The sequence below is a fragment of the Herpetosiphon sp. genome, from assembly GCF_003512625.1.
GTDB classification, from domain to species: domain Bacteria; phylum Chloroflexota; class Chloroflexia; order Chloroflexales; family Herpetosiphonaceae; genus Herpetosiphon; species Herpetosiphon aurantiacus.
The window spans coordinates 72626-90398 of the sequence record NZ_DOPT01000059.1 but is presented as its reverse complement, the minus strand read 5'-3'; the positions used below and the strand labels follow the sequence as shown (position 1 = coordinate 90398).

Sequence of the window (17773 nt, the reverse complement as noted above, 5' to 3'; positions counted from 1 at the left end):
TCGCGAACCTATTTTATACTGAGAATAAGCAGCTTATTCGCTGATTTTAATATTCAAACGAGCAGCAATTTGGCTGACTTGACCTGTAATTGCATCAGCACGATTTTGGGCTTCAGCACCAAGCAAATCGGATTCTTCAGCCGTAAAGTGTTGGCCAGCTTGTTCTTTTTTATAGACATCGGCCACAAAATCGCGTAATGCTTGCAAATTGGTTTTGATTTGGCGATCTTGGTCGGCATCGAGCGCGGCAACTTTAGGGCTGAGGCTATCGTACACCACCTGCAAACTGCCCAAAATATCGCCAATATCGGCCAATCGTGAGATAGCCACAAAATCGCGTTGGGTGCTGCTATCGCCAGCCACAAAGCGTGAGTTCTTCCATGAATCGAAATATTCGTTCATGGTTGGCACCATCACGACCAAGGCGCTAAATGCATCGGTGTCGGTTGGTTCCCAAGCCTTGGCAGCGGTATCAAGCTCGGTTGCAGTGGCTTTGAGCTTTTGGGCAGCGGCCAACAGCACATTGGCTTCGGGCAACGATTCGCCAAATTCTACCGTGCCGTTGCCATTGATATCAGCTTCAACATCGGTAACGCGGAAGGCATCGTAAGTGCCCCAGAGCGTGCTTTCGGTTACGCCAAACAAATTACCAGGTTTGGCAATCGTGCGGCCATCAGCTAACGTCAAATCATAATTGACCACGCTATCGCCGCCTTCTTCTGCCGAAGCACCAGCATCAAGCGTCACATCGAAATCGGCCAAACTGCTTACGCCTGCAACGATCCCTTCCATTTGCTCGTAGGTAGGGCTGGATTTCAACCAAGCGGCTTTGGCATCGTTTAATGCAGTGCCAACCTCGGCTTGTTTGCTACTCCAGAGGGTCGCATAATCAAAATTGGCAGCTTTCGCCAAATCATAATAACGCTGACTTGCGGTCTCCAAAGCGGTGCTGCTATTGATCAAATCGCCAGTTTTGCCCAAAAGATAGGTCTTGATTGCCCCAAGTTCGCCAGCAGCAGGTGCTTGGGTCGGTTGAGTGGTAGGAGCAGTTTCAGCGCCACAGCCAGCGAGAACTGCCACAAGGGTTAATGCACAAAGCCAACGATACATGAGCCAGAAACCTCCAAATGCCAAAGCTTGTAGTTAAATCGGTTAATACTGAAAAAACAGTTTTTATTGCGATTGGCAGAGTATACGTCGCGCTAATACTTCTGTCAAACGAGAATGATTCTTAGATTTAGCTGATTAAATGGGGTTAAATACGCTTCAAGCTATCGGCTAGACAATGGTACAATTTGTGATAATACAGCGCTGTTAACAATAGTATAGATGCCCTCACCCCCTAGCCCCCTAGCCCGCCGAGCGAGCGAGGGGGAACCACTAAGTGAAACGCCCCTCGCCCGCCGCAGTGGGAGAGGGGTTGGGGTGAGGGCAGGCACTACATTGCAAACCGAATAAACTATTATCCATACGCTGTAGCTATTCTAGTTTGAGAAAGGAACAATTGAATGCTAAGTGACATAGCCAGCGAGCTAGGAATTGTCTTGGTATTGCTGGTTGCCAACGGGGTTTTTGCTGCATCGGAGCTAGCCATGGTTTCGGCGCGGCGTTCTCGCTTAGAACAACAAGCCGCCGATGGCGATCTTCGGGCAAAGAAAGCCCTGCAACTCGCCGACCAACCTGATCGTTTATTAGCCACGGTTCAAGTTGGCATCACATTAATTGGTACGTTTGCAGCAGCTTTTGGGGGTGCTAACATTAGCAAGCCCTTTGCCGAATACCTAAAAACGGTTCCTGCGCTCGCTCCCTATGCCGATTCAATTGCATTTACGGTGGTTGTATTGCTCATCACCTATCTTTCGTTGATTATTGGTGAGCTTGTGCCCAAACGCTTAGCATTGCTGCATGCCGATGCGATTGCCCGTAATTTAGCGCCGCTGCTGGCTTGGCTTTCGTGGCTAACCCGGCCAATTGTCTGGGTCTTGACCACCTCATCGACAGTGATTCTGACGTTAATTGGCCAAAACAAAAAACCCGATTCTAGCGTAACCGAAGATGATATTTTGTATATGACTCGCGAAGGTCGGGCTGGCGGCACGGTCGCCTTGCACGAAGAGGCCTTGATCTCACGGGTATTTGATTTTTCGGATCGTACAGCCCGCATGTTGATGACCCCACGGCCTGATGTTGTAGCGGTCAGTGCTAACACTCCCTTGGACGAAATTACGCGGATTGCGGTTGAACATGGCTATTCACGCATGCCAGTTTACGAAGGTGATTCGCTAGATCGAGCAATTGGGACGATCTATATTAAAGATGTGTTGCCTTCAATGTTGGGCAACGATCAACGCCAATTGCGTGAATTGGTGCGCCCGCCAACGTATGTATTGGAGCACGAACCAGTTTCCAAGATGTTGACCCTGTTTCGGCGCACTGGCTCACACATGGCCTTGGTTGTCGATGAATATGGCCAAATTGCTGGAATTTTAACCCTCGAAGATGTGCTTGAAGAATTGGTTGGCGATATTCGCGATGAATATGACTCCAACGAAGAACAAACCATGGTCAAACGTGATGATGGCTCATGGCTGATCGACGGCTCGGAATCATACGAAGTGATTGCAACCCGCTTGAGTATTCCAATTAATGATGATAACGACTTTGTGACGATTGCTGGCTATGTGTTGAACGAACTGCATCGGTTGCCCAACGTTGGCGATCATGTAACTTGGGATGAATACGATGTCGAAGTGATCGATATGGATGGTCGGCGGATTGATAAGGTGTTGATCAAAAAACGCGCCTAAACTGCTGAATCGACAATCGAGCAATGACGAAGCTCCTTGGAGTTTCGTCATTGTTGTTAATCGGCCTAGATTTGAGGTGTTATGCTTGATTTAGCCAGTGCTTTAGCCCAATTTCCCATATTAGAAACCGAGCGTTTAGTATTACGCCAGCCAGTGCAGGCTGATCGGGACGCAGTTTTTGCGATTATGGCTGATCCGCAGGTGTTGCGCTATTTTGGCCAATTGCCAATGGAATCACCAGAGCAAGCTGAACGGCGTTTGCACAACATCAGCCAATCATTTGAGCAAAAAATTGGCGTGCGCTGGGCGATAACCCTGCGTGAAACTGGTGAATGGCTTGGCTCGGGTGGTTTTTGGCGTTTTATGAACGAGCATGCCCGAGCCGAAATTGGCTACGAATTGGCCGCAGCGTGGTGGGGCAAAGGTATTATGGTCGAGGCGTTGCAAGCCATGCTGCAATTTGGCTTTACAACCCTCAAATTGCATAGCATCGAGGCGCAGATTCATCCACTTAATCATGGTTCGCGGCGGGTGCTCGAAAAACTTGGCTTTCACCAAGAAGGGCTGCTGCGCGAAAACTACTTCGATTTAGTTGAGCAACGCTTTACCGATACCGCAGTGTTTGGCTTGCTAGGGGCTGATTGGCGCTTACAGCATGGTTTAAAAGATTAAGCTCAGTTAAACCAAAGCTTTGACTTTTTATCTCCGCTACGGTAGCATAACCTGCGATTGAAACCCATGGAGGTTCTTACAGATGCGCAAACAAATTTTGGCTAGTCTCTTAGTTTTGGCAATCTTGGCTGGTTGTTCAACCACAGGTTCGGCTCCAACCACCGCTCCGGTGGTCAGCCAACCAACCAGTGCTGCTCCAGCGGCAACTCCAGCAACCTACCCAACCCCAGCCGAGGGCAATGTGGTCGTCGAACCAACCTTGGAGCCAGCCCAATACCCAGTGCCACAAGCCTATCCGGCTCCAACTCCCTAGGTTGCACGGGCTTGGTGGTAGTGATATACTGTAACCAGAATGAAGTACACAGACCGAAACGTGGGTGTCCCCCACGTTTCTTCTTGTCAGCAATGTTAACCAACGCAGGGTGGCTCGATCAAAGCAGGTATTATGCTGATGCCTGACCCACTGCACCCCCTAAGCGAGGCTAGATATGAAAAGTGATTTTTACGCAGCTATTTCACAGATTGCCGCTGAACGTGGCATTCCCCGCGAGTCGGTGCAGGATGTTGTCGAACAAGCCTTAATTTCTGCCTATCGGCGCTATTTGGGCAGTAATCCACCACCAGTTGACGTTAAGATTGAATTAGAGCCAAATACTGGGCGGATTCGGGTTTACGCTGAAAAGCAAGTCGTCGATGAAGTGATGGATGATCGCTTCGAAATCGATATTGAAGATGCCCGTAACGTTCGCGCCGATGTTGAAATTGGCGAAACGGTTTATGTGGAAAGCACGCCCGACGATTTTGGGCGGATTGCCGCCCAAACCGCCAAACAGGTGGTATTGCAACGGATCAAAGAAGTTGAACGCGACCATATCTATGGCGAATACTTTGATCGCGAAGGCGAAATTGTCACTGCCACCGTGCAGCGCACCGCCAAAGGCAACGTAATTTTAGAAGTTGGGCGAGCCGAAGCGATTTTGCCCCAAAAAGAGCAAATTAGCCACGACAACTATCGCCATGGCCAACGCCTCAAAGTCTATTTGATGGAAGCTCGCCGTGATGATCCGCGTGGCCCGCGCTTGGTCGCCTCGCGCACCCACAAAGATTTGATCAAACGCTTATTTGAAATGGAAGTGCCCGAAATCTACAACGGCACGGTTGAAATTAAATCGATCGCCCGTGAACCAGGTTTACGCTCGAAAGTCGCCGTCCATGCCCGTCAAGAAGGCATCGATCCGGTTGGCTCGTGCGTGGGGATGCGCGGGATTCGGATTCAAAATATTGTGAATGAACTGAACGGCGAGAAAATCGACGTGGTGCAATGGGGTGCTGATATGCGGGTATTTATTGCCAACGCCCTCAGCCCAGCCCAAGTCGTCGAAGTTCATCTTGATGAAGGCGAAAAAACGGCCACGGTGGTCGTGCCAGATAAACAATTGTCGTTGGCAATTGGCAAGGAGGGCCAAAACGTTCGTTTGGCAGCCAAACTGGTTGGCTGGCGCATCGACATCAAGAGCGCATCTTCACTCTTAGAGGAAGAACGGGCTGCTGCTGAAGCGCGTGAGGCTGCCGCGTCGGAACAAATGCTGCAAGAAGCAGCGCTCTCAACCGCCAAAGTTGAAACCCGCAAGGTGCGGGTCGATTCCTTGGTCACCTATCAAGGGCGACAATATGGCCCCTTGCCAGTTGAACTAATTGGCGAAGAAGTAGCGTTGCGAGCCGCCGCCCAAAAACTCAATATTTATTTCAATGACAAGCTGATTGCTAGCTATATCATCGATGATGAGGCTGGTGACAGCGACGAGACGGATACCGAGGCATAGCCTATGGCTGCTCAAAAGCAGTCGCCGCGCCCACGCCATGTGCCACAGCGCATGTGTGTTGCTTGTCGGCGTACCGAGAGTAAACGTCAGTTGGTACGTCTTGTGCGCTTGGCCGACCAAAGTGTTGTGGTCGATCCAAGCGGCAAGCAAGCGGGCCGTGGTGCATATCTCTGTGCTGAACGCCCATGTTGGACGAATGCGCTGAAACGCGGGGCTTTAGAACGAGCCTTGCGCGTTGAATTGAGCGCGATTGATCAGCAGGCACTCCAAACGATTGCTGATCAATTTCCCGATGCTGAACCAGCGGTGGAGGCTGCGATGAACTAAGCCGCATCACTGCCTTCGCCTCTGGCTTCGGCTTCCCAAACCTCAACACCCCCTTGGTGTTGGGTATTAGGAGGACCATAGATGCCAGTTTCTCAAAAAAATACTCGCGATGGCGTAAGTGATCGCGCAAACAATCGCAAATCTGGCCGTGAAGGCTTCTCCGCTAGTAGCGGCGGCAGCGGTGGTAACCGTGGCGGCGGCGGTGGTGGCGGTGGCAACCGTGGCGGTGGTGGCGGTAGCGGTGGTAACCGCAATCGGCCTCAATCGCCTGGTGGTGCTCGTCCTGCCCGTAGCGGCGAAGACGATCGTAACCGCTCTGGTGGCGGCGGCGGTGGCGGTGGTGGCAACCGCAATAATAACCAAAGCCGTGGTGGCGGCGGCCCAGGTGGCAATCGTGGTGGCGGCGGTGGCGGCGGTGGCGTTCCACCTCGTGGTAGCGGTGGCGTTCCACCCCGGGGCAGCGGTGGCCGTGGCCAAAACAACAATCAGCAAGGCGGTCGTGGCCGTGGTACGCCAATTATGGCTCGCCCAGTTGCTCCCGCCCGCCCACGTGGCCCAGTTGAGCTTGGGCCGGTCATGACGGTGCGTGAGTTATCCGAAGCACTCAGTGTTGGCGCAGCCGATATTATCAAAGAAATGCTCAAGCAAGGCATTTTGGCGAATATTAATCAGCAGCTTGATTATGAAACTGCCGCCGTGATTGCCGCCGAGTTTGATATCGAAACCTCTGAGCATGTGCCAGAACGGATGGCTGGCTTGGTTGATGATATTGGCGATGCGTTGCGGGCTGAAACAGCTGAAAATCTCAAAACCCGCCCACCAGTCGTCACGATCATGGGTCACGTTGACCACGGTAAGACCAAATTGCTCGATGCTGTGCGCTCAACCCGCGTGGCGGAAGGCGAAGCTGGCGGGATTACCCAGCACATTGGCGCGTATCAGGTTGAAATCCATGGCCGCAAAATTTCGTTCTTGGATACGCCTGGTCACGAAGCGTTTACCGCAATGCGGGCACGGGGAGCCACGGTTACCGATATTGTTATTTTGGTGGTAGCTGCCGACGACGGTGTGATGCCGCAAACGGCTGAGGCAATTGCCCACGTCAAAGCGGCTGGTGTGCCAATGATCGTGGCAATCAACAAAATCGATGTGCCTGGAGCCAATCCCGACCGCGTGCGCCAACAACTTGCTGGCGAAGGTGTAACTACCGAATCGTGGGGCGGCGATGTGCCCGATGTCGAAATTTCGGCCAAGCACAAGAAAAATATCGATGGCCTGTTGGATATGGTCTTGTTGGTCGCCGATTTGCAAGAATTGAAGGCCAACCCAGACAAACCAGCAATCGGTACAATCGTTGAAGCTGAGCTTGATAAAGGCCGTGGCCCAGTCGCAACCGTGCTGATTCAAAACGGCACGCTGCGCCAAGATGATATTGTGGTGGTCGGGGCAACCCACGGCAAGATTCGCGCAATGTTTACCGACATTGGCCGCCGGATTCGCATCGCTGAGCCAGCCACACCAGTCTCGATCATTGGGCTTTCAGAAGTGCCACAGGCTGGCGATATTTTGCAAGTGCTCGATGATCCACGGATTGCCCGCGAGGTCGCAACGGTACGCCAACGCCAACGCCAAATGGAGCATATGGCCAATCAGCTTGGCAAAGCTACCACGCTTGATGAAGTGTACAAACAAATTCAAGCAGGCAAAATCAAAGATCTCAATATTATTCTCAAGGCTGACGTGCAAGGCTCAATTGGGGCAATCGAACACTCATTGGCTCAGTTGAACGAGAAACAAAGCGAGATCCAAATCAAGATTTTGCACCGTGGTACTGGCACAATCAGCGAATCGGACGTGAGCTTGGCCGTGGCTTCGCACGCGATTATCATTGGCTTTAATGCTCGGCCCGATGCTGCTGCACGCCGCAGCGCTGAAGCCAACGGGATTGATATTCGCTTCTACAACATCATTTACCAATTGATCGAAGACCTCAACAAGGCCATGATCGGGATGCTCGATCCTGAGATCAAAGAAGTAACCGATGGCTTTGCTGAAGTGCGCAATACCTTCCGCTTGCCATCACGCGAAGTTGTGGCTGGCTTGATGATGATCGACGGTAAAGTTACCCGTAACTCATTGGTACGGGTCTTGCGCTCAGGGGTCGTGCTGCACGATGGCCGAATTGGCTCGCTGCGCCGTTTCAAAGACGATGTGCGCGAAGTGCTTTCAGGCTATGAATGTGGGATTCAGATCGATGGCTTCAACGACATCGAAACTGGCGATACCATGGAATTCTATCGCAAGGAAAAGATTATTCGTACCTCGTAAGCTGAATTAAATTCTAGCGTGGAGACAAATAGATCTGTTGGCGACAGCAGATATATTTGTCTCCATTCTGCATTATCACTACCGTGGGAGTGACTGTTATGGCAAAAAACAAACGAGTTGAACAAGTTGCTGAAGAAATCAAAACGATTTTGAGCAACGCGATTCAATTTGAAATTCAAGATCCGCGCTTGGGGTTTGTAACCCTCACCAGCGTCAATGTTAGCCCAGATTTGTATCATGCCAATATTAATGTGAGCGTGATGGGCGATGATACAGCCCGTAAAGATTCGCTAGCAACGCTTGATCGAGCCAAGGGCTTTTTACGGCGTGAGCTTGGTCAACAAATGAAACTGCGAGCCGTGCCTGAGCTACATTTCCATCTTGACGTGACGATTGATACCCGTCAATATATGGACACGCTGTTTAACCAAGTCGATGAGGAACGGCGGGTTAATCCACCCAAACTAGACGACGAATAAGGATACCACGATGCTGTATACCACTATTCAACAAGCGGCTCCAGCCTTGCGTGAAGCCATGACCGCCGCACGCCACATTTTGGTTACCTCGCATATCAATCCTGATGGCGATGCAGTTGGTTCGAGCATCGGGATCACCCGTATCCTACGGGCGATGGGCTGTCGGGTAACCATGGTTTTGCCAACCGATCTGCCAAGTTTGGCGGTGGTGTTGCCCGATGCTCCCGAAGTTGGGGTCTATAGCCAGGGCGCAAGCTTGCCCGACGATGTTGATTTAGTGGTGTTAGTCGATACTGGCAGCATCTCGCGAATTGAACCGATTTTCAGTGCTGAACGCGCTTATTTGGCCCAGCGCCCGTTATTGGTGATCGATCATCATGCTACGAACAGCGGCGAAGGTTTTTTAAATTTAGTCATGACCGAAGCAGCGGCAACCTGCGAAATTTTGGGGTTGCTGGCCCATGCTTGGAATCAAGCGATTGATGCTGAAACTGCCACCGCGCTGTTGATGGGCTTGGTGACTGATACCCAAAGTTTCCAGACAGCGCATACTAGCCCGCGCACGTTGCGGGTGGCTGCCGATTTGTTGGCAGTTGGTGGGCGCTTGAATGATGTGATGCGTTCGATGATGTATGGCAAGCCATTTGCCCATGCCAAAGCGTTGGGCTTAGCGATGGAGCGCATGCACGACGAAGGCGATATCATCTGGACTGAATTTACCCAAGCCATGCAACAAGGTACCGGGGCTGACGATGAGGCAGGCGATGAAATTACCGCTTATCTTAGCCGTGTGGCCACCGCCAAAGCCTATGTATTATTTAAAGAGCGGCGTGATGGCACGGTCAAAATCAGCTTGCGCTCCAAACCTGGCATCGATGTTGGCAGCGTGGCCCATGCCTTGGGTGGTGGTGGCCATCGCGAGGCAGCTGGCGCAACCTTGCAAATGGGCTTGGCCGAGGCTCGCGATTTGGTGTTAGGTGAATTACGGGCTGCCTTAGCCTAAATCAATAGAAAGGTTGTTGGCTCGTTAATCAACGGGGCATTGTTAGCTATGCTGCATGGATTTTTAAACATTGATAAACCTCAAGGCATAACCTCGACCGATGTGGTGCGGGTGGTCAAACGTAATGCGCGTCAAAAACGCGTTGGTCATGGCGGCACGCTTGATCCCATGGCAACGGGCGTGCTGCCGATTGCTTTGGGCAACGCCACGCGCTTGCTCGAATATCTGCTTGAGGAAGAGCGAAAAGCCTATACTGCAACCCTTCGACTGGGCATTACCACTGATAGCGATGATGTTGAGGGCGCAGTGATCGCCGAAGCACCGATTCCGCCACTTGATCCAGCCTTGATTGAAAGCGTGCTCAGCCAATTTCGCGGCGCGATCAACCAAGTTCCGCCGCAATATGCAGCAATTCGCGTCGATGGTAAGCGCATGTATGAATATGCCCGCGAAGGCAAGCATATCGAGTTGCCCGCCCGCCCAATCACCATTGAGCAACTTGATCTCTTGGCATGGGATGCCCAGCAATTAACGATTGCCGTTGATTGCAGCAAAGGCACCTATATTCGAGCGATTGCCCGTGATATTGGGGCATTGCTCGGTTGTGGTGCGCATTTAACTGCCTTACGCCGTACCCGCGCTGGAGCCTTTGATCTGAGCAACAGCATTGGCTTGGCCGAGCTTGATCAACAACCTGAGGTTTTTGCCGCAGCTTTATTGCCACCGCAGGCAGCAATTGCCAACTGGCCATTAATTAATTTGGCTGATGCGATTGTGGCGGATGTGCGCATGGGTCGAGTTGTGCAGGTTGATAGCCAAGCCGAACGGGTTGGGTTGCTCGATCAAGCAGGCCAATTGGTAGCGATTGCCGTATTGCGTGAAGCTGGCTATCAGCCAATCAAGGTCTTTGCCGCCGAGGAATAAAAGCTGAGGCTATGGGCTTTTGGCGCTAGGGATTTATGGTCTATCCCAAACAAACTTCCGCTTGCCCAGAGCCTTCAGCCTAGAGCCTTATGCTCTGCTTTGTTAATAACGAACCCTTGAACTTCTAATGCGTCGCGTATGGTAAATAAACGAAATTGGCAGGCACGACTTTGAATGTGCGGGTGACACTTTGGCCTTGAAACGAACCACAATCATACTCAACATGCCAATTCCAAGCTTCTAAGGCATCGGCGGGGAGTGCTTGGGTTTGGGTATAGCTATAGGTAAATGACGATGGTGGTGGGCCAGAACCCATAGTGCCATTGAAAATATAGTTGCGATCGCCTGGGCCATTGAGGTAGATTTTGTGACCACAACGTGGGCCTTGCCAATTAAACGTCCATGAATTTGGGGCAATAGGTTGTGCCAAAACGGCATTATCGGCTGGTGATTGTAAAACTGATTCTGGCGGCGGAGTTGCAGTTGGCCCACCGCTGGCTTGCACAAGCTTGGTTGATGTTGCTGAATTAGCATTACCAGGATCAACCACAATACCGACGACGAACAGTCCGATCAGCCCTATCAAAAGCATAGAACCTAAGCGTTTGATCCAATCCATACCATCCTCCTAAACCATAGCCTCAGCTGTATCAATAACAGCTAATATGCTATAGATTGATGGTAGTTTTTTCGGGTGCAATACACAATAGCCGATCATGGCTAGATTTACGCAGGATATGAGGATTATCAAGCTGAAATTTAAATCTGACCTCTGATTCACTAGAACCTGACCCCTCGTACCTCTGTGTCTTTGGCTTAAAATCCAAATCTTCGCCCCCAACCCTTGAATGATCTTCAAATAGTGAAAAAAAAAGTGTTGTGTGTATCTAAATCTAGTGAAGCATATTCATCCTAGATTTGGAGGCTTTTATGCCGGTTGTTGGAACTGCTCCCGTAAAGCCGTGCCCTCAATGTCAATTTCGTAATAAGTCTAGCGCAACATGTTGCCAAAAGTGTGGGCAAAATTTGGCTGCTGCACAAGCGCCTCAATCATATCAGCCAATCGCTCGCCCTACGGTTATCCCATCCGTTAATACAAGCATGGCAACTCCAACAACCAAGCCAATTGCCCCAACATCAATCCAGCTTTCGCCAAACTCGGCTAGGAGTATGCTTCAGCCAAATCGCCAGCAATTATTGGCACAGCTGCAAATGTTTGCTTATGGCCTGATTGGCTTAGGAGCAGTCATTCTGGTTGGGTTAATCTTTGGTCTCTTTGTTAAAGGAGGCCTGAGCGGCGATTTAGGGGGTATTTTAGGTGGTGGGGTTGAGATTGGAGGCAGTGCTATCCATCTTTTGCTGTTATTACTTGCAACTTTATTTGAGGCGGGATTATCCAATGGAGGGATTATCGCCTTCGTTGTAATTATTATCATCCTGCTATTGCCTGCATATGCAATTTTTGCTATTACAACTGGCTCAAAAATCGCTAAGGCAATTATATTAAATCAAATGCCCTATTCTATAAAAAATCTTCAAATATTTAGCGGAATAATGATCGGATTTTTTGGATTGATCTATGCATTAACTAATATTCAATTTAAGATGAATAGTAATGGGTTAGGAGGCTTTGGCGCGGAGGCTGGAATTGGTTTAGGATGGGGATTTACATTAAGTCTTTTCATAATGTTAGGAATATTTATTGGCTGTATTTGGTATAAAAATATAGCATTAAAACTTTTAGTTAACCCATAAAGGAGCAATTATGGAATACGGATTAGAAAGCCCAATCAACTACGAACAAAAATGTCTGTGCATTCTAGTTGTTGATACATCAGGATCGATGCAAGGCAGGCCTATTGATGAATTGAATCAAGGTTTACAAGTATTTCATCAAGATATTAGCAATAGTTTTTCAACTGCCCAACGACTAGAAATCTGCCTTGTTGAATTCAATAGTCAAGCTGATTGTATTGTTGAGCCTAGCTTAGTCGATCAATTTCATATGCCGATTTTGGCTGTTGCTGGCACAACCAAGTTGGTTGATGGGGTTAGGCTAGCGATTCATAAAGTCCAGGAACGCAAAAGCTGGTATCGTTCAACCGGACAACCCTATTATCGGCCTTGGATTATTTTAATGACTGATGGTGAGCCAGATAGCGATCAAGATGTGGCTGGCTTGGCGCGTGAGATTCAGCATGGGGTCAACAATAAACAATTTGTCTTTTTTCCAATTGGGGTACAAGGGGCTGATATGCGTATGTTGCAACAGATTAGCACCCCTGATCGTCCTCCGATGCTGTTGCAAGGTTTACGCTTTGAAGCATTTTTTGACTGGTTAAGTGCAAGCCTATCAATGGTTGCCAGTTCAACTGATGGTCAAGTTATTCAGTTACCATCAACAAGCGGTTGGGGAATTCTTCCCGTATCCTAAAATTGGTTGAGGTTAGTCGGCCAAAACTGACTAACCTCTTTTTTAAGGATGATCTGATGAAACAGAATCAACGACCGCTTATTTTTGGGTTATTTACGCTGCTCCTGCTGAGTAGTATGCTGATTGGCTTGCTCTTGATTCGGTTATCTACAACGAAGCAGCAAGCAACTGTGCCGAACCAGCAAGCAGCTACAACGAAACAGCAAGCAACCGCAACAAAGCAGCAACCAATTGCCAATTCACGTTCAATGACCATCACTCAATCAATCCTGCTTGCTACGCTTGAAGCGATCCCAGCCCCGATACCGACAATCGCGCCAATCTCTAATTCTGACCTAGCTAAGCTCGACCTTGCCAAACCAACACCTGTTCTTCGAGCCGCAAATAATACTAAGAATGACCTAATCACAGGCTTTTTATGGTTGAGTGTGCTCATACTTGGCGGATATTTTTTATGGTCACGGTGGTTGGGTTCGCTTCAACTCTTGCCACAAGATCATCCTCGGCCTACGCAGTCTAGGCCGAAATCATTGGCCACGCCGCCAATTAATCCTGTCCAGCCAAAGCCCAGCCCAGCTATTGTTCCTATGCCTGCCAGCAGCCCTAGACCAACAGCTGAGCCTAGGAGACGTAATGCTAACTATCAATTACATATATTTCAAGATTCGGTCATCGGGCTGAGCCATACTCAACACGGCTTGCCATGTCAAGATAGCTCAGCTCATAGAGCGCTGGATAATGGCTGGGGAGTTGCAGTAGTGGCTGATGGGTTGGGCAGTCGTAAATTATCAGATCGTGGCTCGCAATTTGTGGTTAAACACACCTGTGAAAAACTATTTGATCTATTGCACCACTATGCTTGGCATAAAACCAACCAATTACCCACAGAGCAGCAATGGCAGGGCTATGTGAAGGCTGCTTTTTATGATGTTTATAAGGAATTACTCCAGGAAGCTAAAGTAAACGATCAATCGATTCATGAGTATGCCTGCACATTAATCAGTGTTATTTATAGCCCAATTGGCATTTTGGTGGCTCATGTAGGTGATGGTCGGGCTGGTTATAGCGATCGGTATGGTCAATGGCATTCGATGATTACGCCCCATAAGGGTGAAGAAGCCAATGAGGTGATGCCGTTTACTGCCGATCAAGTCTGGAAAAATCCTCAAGAGCTGATCGAATGTCGGGTGATTCAAGAACCTATTTGTGGGTTTGTCTTGATGTCTGATGGATGCGAGAAACATACCTTCCAGTGTAGTCAATTTGATCAAGCGAATGAGCGTTGGCACGACCCAAATCAACCACATCAACAATTTTTTGATCGGTTACAACAACTATTTCGTGAACAAAAACAAAAAGGTTGTAAAGCTGAAGAATTAAAAAAGATGTTTAAAGATATTCTATTGCGAGGGACTACAGGTTTTGCAAATGAGTCAGATGATAAAACCATGATTCTTGGTTTGTGGATCTAGGCATGATATAAGGATTTTAATGATGACTTTTAGCTATCGAACCAAACAGCATATCCATGTTCAACTTGATCAGCTGAATCCGCTTGGTAAGGGTGGCGAAGGTAGTGTCTATTCTGTTATCAATACGCCGAACTACCCTAATCACTGTGCAAAAATTTTTCATCCTAACCGATTAACTGCTGATTTAGAGCGAAAAATTAACTTTATGGTCGATAATCAACCTTCAACTCTCATAAGTACAAATTATCGGATTGCTTGGCCGATTGCTTCGTTATATCACAATAAAAAATTCTATGGTTTTATTATGCCAAAAGCATTTGATAAAAGTATTGGCCTTGAGCGTGTAACTCAACCTCAGATTAGCCTCAAAGGTATTGATACTCAATGGATTAAATATCAGCGCAATGATAAACAAGGGATGATTAATTGTTTTAAAGTTTGTGTAAATATTGCCTTCATTGTTAACCTTATTCATCAAATGAAAAAATATACCTTTGTTGATCTAAAACCTCAAAATATTTTAGTTAACCTCAATGGTTTTGTATCGATTACCGATATTGATTCGATGCAAGTGTATGATCCTCAGAAAAATCTGTATTATAAATCTGTAGTTTCTACTGCTGAATACTCGCCACCTGAATATCAAAGCTACTTGAAAAAAGGAGGAAATATCACACAAGAATGGGATAATTTTTCGATGGCAGTAATTTTTTATCAATTAATGACCGGGGTTCACCCGTTTGCCGCAACATTTGGTGGTAAATTTAGTAATTCAACAACAATTGATGATCATATTAGCCAAAGCTTATTTGTATTTGGAGATAATCGGCAGACAATAACGAAATTGCCACCATTACATACATATTATCAGCAAATTCCATTGAATATTCAACAATTATTTTTACGAGCATTTGATAAACCAGTCAGCCAGCGCCCAACTGCCGAAGAGTGGGGGCAGAATCTATTTGAGTTAGTTTCTAAGGATTCGCATTTGATCGCATCGAACACAGCAGTTGCGGCGCTGGCATTACCAGTAAAATCAGCCTTGAAGCCGGCTGCTCAATCAACAACTGGCCATGTTCAGATGTTCCAATTAACGAAGGCTTCCACTCATAGTCAGGGGTCTCAATCAACGAAAGCTCCACATAAGAGTTATGCTTGGGTTGGTTGGCTGATTGTGCTCGTTTGTATTATTGTGGTGATTGCTGTTGCCAACGCCTAAAGGCCAATAATGCCGCGCCGACGCAAAAAGGGCAAGATACTTTGTTCAAGTGGGCGATCGGTGCGGATGCCAGCATAGGTTGCGCCATAGCGTTGACATACTTGTTCGTGCATGCGTACCCAACGAACTAATTTTTCGCGATAGGCTTTGTGCGTTTGTTGATCAAGCTCAAGCGCCAGTACTTGGCCAGTTTCGCTATCCTCGAATTCGACTGGGCCAGTCAGGGTCGGCTTAATTTCTTCGGGGTGCAGTAGATGCAAGACGACAACTTGCCAAACTGGTGGAGCGGCAGCCCGCAGCAATGGCTCTAAATCGCTTGTCCATAAATCTGAAATAATTAAAAGCATGCCGCCAGCACTGCGCCGAACTGCTTGAATAACTGGGGTGAATGAGGTTTGTTCAGCCCAGTTCAAATTGCTTAAATAACGCAGCATATCAGGGCCACGCGCCCGACTGACCATCGGCCCAAATGGCTTGATTAATTTGCTGGTGAAGGGCCAAATTGTGGTTTGATCGTTTGAGGTTAGGCCGAGGTAGCCCAGCATTGCCGCTAATCGCAAGGCATAACGGCCTTTGTGCAACTCACCATGGCCCCAATCCAACGAGGCTGAGCAATCCAAGGCGATGGTTACATTAATATCTTGCTCGGTTTCGCCCAGTTTGAGATGCAAATCTTCGTGACGGGCATAGGCAAACCAATCAACGTGGCGCAGATCATCGCCTGGGCTATAGGCGCGATGGTCGCTAAATGTTGGTGCGGGCAAGCGGCGGCGTGAGGCATGTTCGCCACTCAAACCACCACGCAAGTTACGGCGCGAACGCAAGGCCAAGCGCTCGATCCGCGCTAAAAATTCTGGGTTGAATAGATCGCCGCTAGCGCCCGAAGTAGTCTTGAATCGCATCGCGTAGCTCCGCTGGAATATTGGCTGGATCGTTAATATTGTCAGGAACGCTGCCACCACTGCTCTCAGGATTTCCGCCGCCAGTACCTTCACCACCTGGCAGAGTGATTGAGATATCGCCGCCAGTGCCAGCGGTGGTTTCGCCAGTTGGTGGGGCTTCAGGCAAATCGAGATCAGGGCCAAGTGGATCAGCGGGGGGCGATGAACGACTGCCAGTAGCTGAATTATTGCCAGCACCATTATTATTGGGCTGGCCAGTTTCAGGTTGTCCAGTCTGGCCTTGTTGCTGGTCGCTGCCTGCCTGAGGATCGTTGCTGGTTTGGCCTTGTTGCTGGTCTCCATTGCCAAAATCGGCTTGAGCATTATCAAGTTGATCAGTTAGTTGGGCCAAATCTTCGAGTGCATCGGCAGCATTTTGAGGATTCCCACGCAATTGGTCGGCATTGTTGCGCAAACGCTCGGCCACTTCAGGCTGATCTTGCAACTGCTCGGCAGCTTGCTCAAGCCCATCGGCTATTTCGTTGCGGGTTTGGGGCGATAACTGATCGGCTTGATCGGCTAGCTTGGCCAGCTCCTCGCTGGCTTGTTGCACATCGCCACGGCGTAGCGCATCGGCGGCAGCGCGGGTTGCGCCATTATCGCTCAAGCCATCGGCTAAAGCATCGGCTATTTCTTGGCCTTCGGGGCCAAGCTCGGGCTGTTGATCAGGTTGGCTGCCAACTGGCTGATTGGGATCGGCAGCTGGATCTTGCTCGGCGGCAGGCTGCTGGGGTGGCTCGGTGGTCGCCAAACTTGCCAATTCGCTCAATGGCTCGGTGGTGGCAGCGGGCAAACCGGCGTTGATTTGACCAAGCACAAACAGTCCAGTTGCCAACAGCGCGGCTAAGCCTAAACTTTGCCATTCAAGCGCAATTGGGGCAAGCACACGGCTGGTTGCATCGCGGGCGACACTGGGCAAACGTCGATTCGCCCGTTCAAGATTGACAGCATGAAAACCATCACGCTGATTTTGAAACTCGCTGGCAGTGCTCAGTTGGGCATTTAATTGATATTGTTGATCAAGTAATTGTGCTAAGTGAGCAGGTGAGAGAATCGACTTCCAAGCATAAACCACGCCCAACGCTGCAACGAGAATCACGATTAAACTTAGAATTGGCCATGAAAGCGGCCAAGCTAGCCAGTTTCGGCCAATTAAGCCAAGGCACAGCACGCCAAGCGTCATCCATGCGGCGCGAATCAGCAGGCGCTGGCGGTGATAGCGCTGGAGTTCTGTATGTAATTCAGTCAGTTGTTGATTAATATTCATTGTGTGCTCCTAGCCTTGGCACGCTGGTGAATAGCTGCATGCGCTGAAGCGTGGGAAGTGCAACCAATCAATTG

17 protein-coding genes are annotated in these 17773 nt (G+C 49.1%); 13 read left to right on the top strand and 4 right to left on the bottom strand.

Annotation, left to right across the window (positions count from 1 at the left end; all coding sequences use genetic code 11):
- Positions 1-33: 33 nt before the first annotated feature.
- Entirely contained in the window at positions 34-1110 is a 1077-nt protein-coding gene (locus tag DEF47_RS12880) for an EfeM/EfeO family lipoprotein (RefSeq protein ID WP_012188028.1), read from the bottom strand.
- A gap of 398 nt (positions 1111-1508) precedes the next feature.
- Between DEF47_RS12880 and DEF47_RS12875 the strand changes: the two genes are divergently transcribed.
- The 9 genes from DEF47_RS12875 (at position 1509) to truB (ending at position 10363) form a co-directional block, all read left to right on the top strand.
- Entirely contained in the window at positions 1509-2807 is a 1299-nt protein-coding gene (locus tag DEF47_RS12875) for a hemolysin family protein (protein WP_012188029.1), read from the top strand.
- An 81-nt stretch (positions 2808-2888) separates the two neighbouring features.
- On the top strand, positions 2889-3479 hold the full coding sequence (locus tag DEF47_RS12870) for a GNAT family N-acetyltransferase (protein WP_012188030.1): 591 nt from the start codon (positions 2889-2891) through the stop codon (positions 3477-3479).
- Positions 3480-3561: 82 nt separating this feature from the next.
- Positions 3562-3792 carry a hypothetical protein gene (locus DEF47_RS12865; RefSeq protein ID WP_012188031.1) on the top strand — a complete coding sequence of 77 codons (231 nt, stop codon included), beginning with the start codon at positions 3562-3564 and terminating at the stop codon, positions 3790-3792.
- Positions 3793-3967: 175 nt separating this feature from the next.
- Entirely contained in the window at positions 3968-5302 is a 1335-nt protein-coding gene (nusA, locus tag DEF47_RS12860; protein ID WP_012188032.1) for a transcription termination factor NusA, read from the top strand.
- A 3-nt stretch (positions 5303-5305) separates the two neighbouring features.
- Complete coding sequence (rnpM, locus tag DEF47_RS12855) at positions 5306-5629, top strand: RNase P modulator RnpM (RefSeq protein ID WP_012188033.1); 324 nt, start codon at positions 5306-5308, stop codon at positions 5627-5629.
- A gap of 81 nt (positions 5630-5710) precedes the next feature.
- On the top strand, positions 5711-7957 hold the full coding sequence (gene infB / locus DEF47_RS12850) for a translation initiation factor IF-2 (RefSeq protein ID WP_041303892.1): 2247 nt from the start codon (positions 5711-5713) through the stop codon (positions 7955-7957).
- Between the two features lie 98 nt (positions 7958-8055).
- The gene (rbfA, locus tag DEF47_RS12845) at positions 8056-8436 is read left to right on the top strand and encodes a 30S ribosome-binding factor RbfA (RefSeq protein ID WP_012188036.1); all 381 of its coding nucleotides are present in this window, start codon (positions 8056-8058) and stop codon (positions 8434-8436) included.
- 10 nt (positions 8437-8446) lie between these two features.
- Positions 8447-9439: a DHH family phosphoesterase gene (locus DEF47_RS12840; RefSeq protein ID WP_012188037.1), complete on the top strand. Its 993-nt coding sequence runs from the start codon at positions 8447-8449 to the stop codon at positions 9437-9439.
- A gap of 48 nt (positions 9440-9487) precedes the next feature.
- On the top strand, positions 9488-10363 hold the full coding sequence (gene truB, locus DEF47_RS12835; RefSeq protein ID WP_012188038.1) for a tRNA pseudouridine(55) synthase TruB: 876 nt from the start codon (positions 9488-9490) through the stop codon (positions 10361-10363).
- 124 nt (positions 10364-10487) lie between these two features.
- Here the strand turns inward: truB and DEF47_RS12830 are convergent, their stop codons facing one another.
- Positions 10488-10982, bottom strand: coding sequence for a hypothetical protein (locus DEF47_RS12830; protein WP_012188039.1), 495 nt, complete (start codon positions 10980-10982; stop codon positions 10488-10490).
- A gap of 311 nt (positions 10983-11293) precedes the next feature.
- On the opposite strand from DEF47_RS12830, the gene DEF47_RS12825 reads away from it, so the two are divergent.
- From DEF47_RS12825 to DEF47_RS12810, 4 genes are read left to right on the top strand one after another with little or no spacing between them, the layout of a single operon-like run.
- Entirely contained in the window at positions 11294-12118 is an 825-nt protein-coding gene (locus DEF47_RS12825; RefSeq protein ID WP_287045171.1) for a hypothetical protein, read from the top strand.
- Between the two features lie 10 nt (positions 12119-12128).
- Complete coding sequence (locus DEF47_RS12820; RefSeq protein ID WP_012188041.1) at positions 12129-12797, top strand: vWA domain-containing protein; 669 nt, start codon at positions 12129-12131, stop codon at positions 12795-12797.
- A gap of 56 nt (positions 12798-12853) precedes the next feature.
- Positions 12854-14269 carry a PP2C family serine/threonine-protein phosphatase gene (locus tag DEF47_RS12815; protein WP_012188042.1) on the top strand — a complete coding sequence of 472 codons (1416 nt, stop codon included), beginning with the start codon at positions 12854-12856 and terminating at the stop codon, positions 14267-14269.
- 19 nt (positions 14270-14288) lie between these two features.
- Complete coding sequence (locus DEF47_RS12810) at positions 14289-15491, top strand: protein kinase domain-containing protein (RefSeq protein WP_012188043.1); 1203 nt, start codon at positions 14289-14291, stop codon at positions 15489-15491.
- On the opposite strand, the gene DEF47_RS12805 is transcribed toward DEF47_RS12810, so the two are convergent.
- Positions 15488-16393, bottom strand: coding sequence for a DUF58 domain-containing protein (locus DEF47_RS12805; RefSeq protein ID WP_012188044.1), 906 nt, complete (start codon positions 16391-16393; stop codon positions 15488-15490). The two genes, DEF47_RS12810 and DEF47_RS12805, sit on opposite strands and share 4 nt — an antisense overlap.
- Positions 16365-17699, bottom strand: coding sequence for a hypothetical protein (locus DEF47_RS12800; protein WP_012188045.1), 1335 nt, complete (start codon positions 17697-17699; stop codon positions 16365-16367). Before DEF47_RS12800 ends, DEF47_RS12805 begins: the two co-directional genes overlap by 29 nt.
- Positions 17700-17773: the final 74 nt, after the last annotated feature.

What these genes read in the sequence shown, in the direction of transcription:
- DEF47_RS12880 (WP_012188028.1), bottom strand. Translation starts at nt 1,110, where the DNA reads ATGTATCGTTGGCTTTGTGCATTAACCCTTGTGGCAGTTCTCGCTGGC.
- DEF47_RS12875 (WP_012188029.1), top strand. Translation starts at nt 1,509, where the DNA reads ATGCTAAGTGACATAGCCAGCGAGCTAGGAATTGTCTTGGTATTGCTG.
- DEF47_RS12870 (WP_012188030.1), top strand. Translation starts at nt 2,889, where the DNA reads ATGCTTGATTTAGCCAGTGCTTTAGCCCAATTTCCCATATTAGAAACC.
- DEF47_RS12865 (WP_012188031.1), top strand. Translation starts at nt 3,562, where the DNA reads ATGCGCAAACAAATTTTGGCTAGTCTCTTAGTTTTGGCAATCTTGGCT.
- nusA (WP_012188032.1), top strand. Translation starts at nt 3,968, where the DNA reads ATGAAAAGTGATTTTTACGCAGCTATTTCACAGATTGCCGCTGAACGT.
- rnpM (WP_012188033.1), top strand. Translation starts at nt 5,306, where the DNA reads ATGGCTGCTCAAAAGCAGTCGCCGCGCCCACGCCATGTGCCACAGCGC.
- infB (WP_041303892.1), top strand. Translation starts at nt 5,711, where the DNA reads ATGCCAGTTTCTCAAAAAAATACTCGCGATGGCGTAAGTGATCGCGCA.
- rbfA (WP_012188036.1), top strand. Translation starts at nt 8,056, where the DNA reads ATGGCAAAAAACAAACGAGTTGAACAAGTTGCTGAAGAAATCAAAACG.
- DEF47_RS12840 (WP_012188037.1), top strand. Translation starts at nt 8,447, where the DNA reads ATGCTGTATACCACTATTCAACAAGCGGCTCCAGCCTTGCGTGAAGCC.
- truB (WP_012188038.1), top strand. Translation starts at nt 9,488, where the DNA reads ATGCTGCATGGATTTTTAAACATTGATAAACCTCAAGGCATAACCTCG.
- DEF47_RS12830 (WP_012188039.1), bottom strand. Translation starts at nt 10,982, where the DNA reads ATGGATTGGATCAAACGCTTAGGTTCTATGCTTTTGATAGGGCTGATC.
- DEF47_RS12825 (WP_287045171.1), top strand. Translation starts at nt 11,294, where the DNA reads ATGCCGGTTGTTGGAACTGCTCCCGTAAAGCCGTGCCCTCAATGTCAA.
- DEF47_RS12820 (WP_012188041.1), top strand. Translation starts at nt 12,129, where the DNA reads ATGGAATACGGATTAGAAAGCCCAATCAACTACGAACAAAAATGTCTG.
- DEF47_RS12815 (WP_012188042.1), top strand. Translation starts at nt 12,854, where the DNA reads ATGAAACAGAATCAACGACCGCTTATTTTTGGGTTATTTACGCTGCTC.
- DEF47_RS12810 (WP_012188043.1), top strand. Translation starts at nt 14,289, where the DNA reads ATGATGACTTTTAGCTATCGAACCAAACAGCATATCCATGTTCAACTT.
- DEF47_RS12805 (WP_012188044.1), bottom strand. Translation starts at nt 16,393, where the DNA reads ATGCGATTCAAGACTACTTCGGGCGCTAGCGGCGATCTATTCAACCCA.
- DEF47_RS12800 (WP_012188045.1), bottom strand. Translation starts at nt 17,699, where the DNA reads ATGAATATTAATCAACAACTGACTGAATTACATACAGAACTCCAGCGC.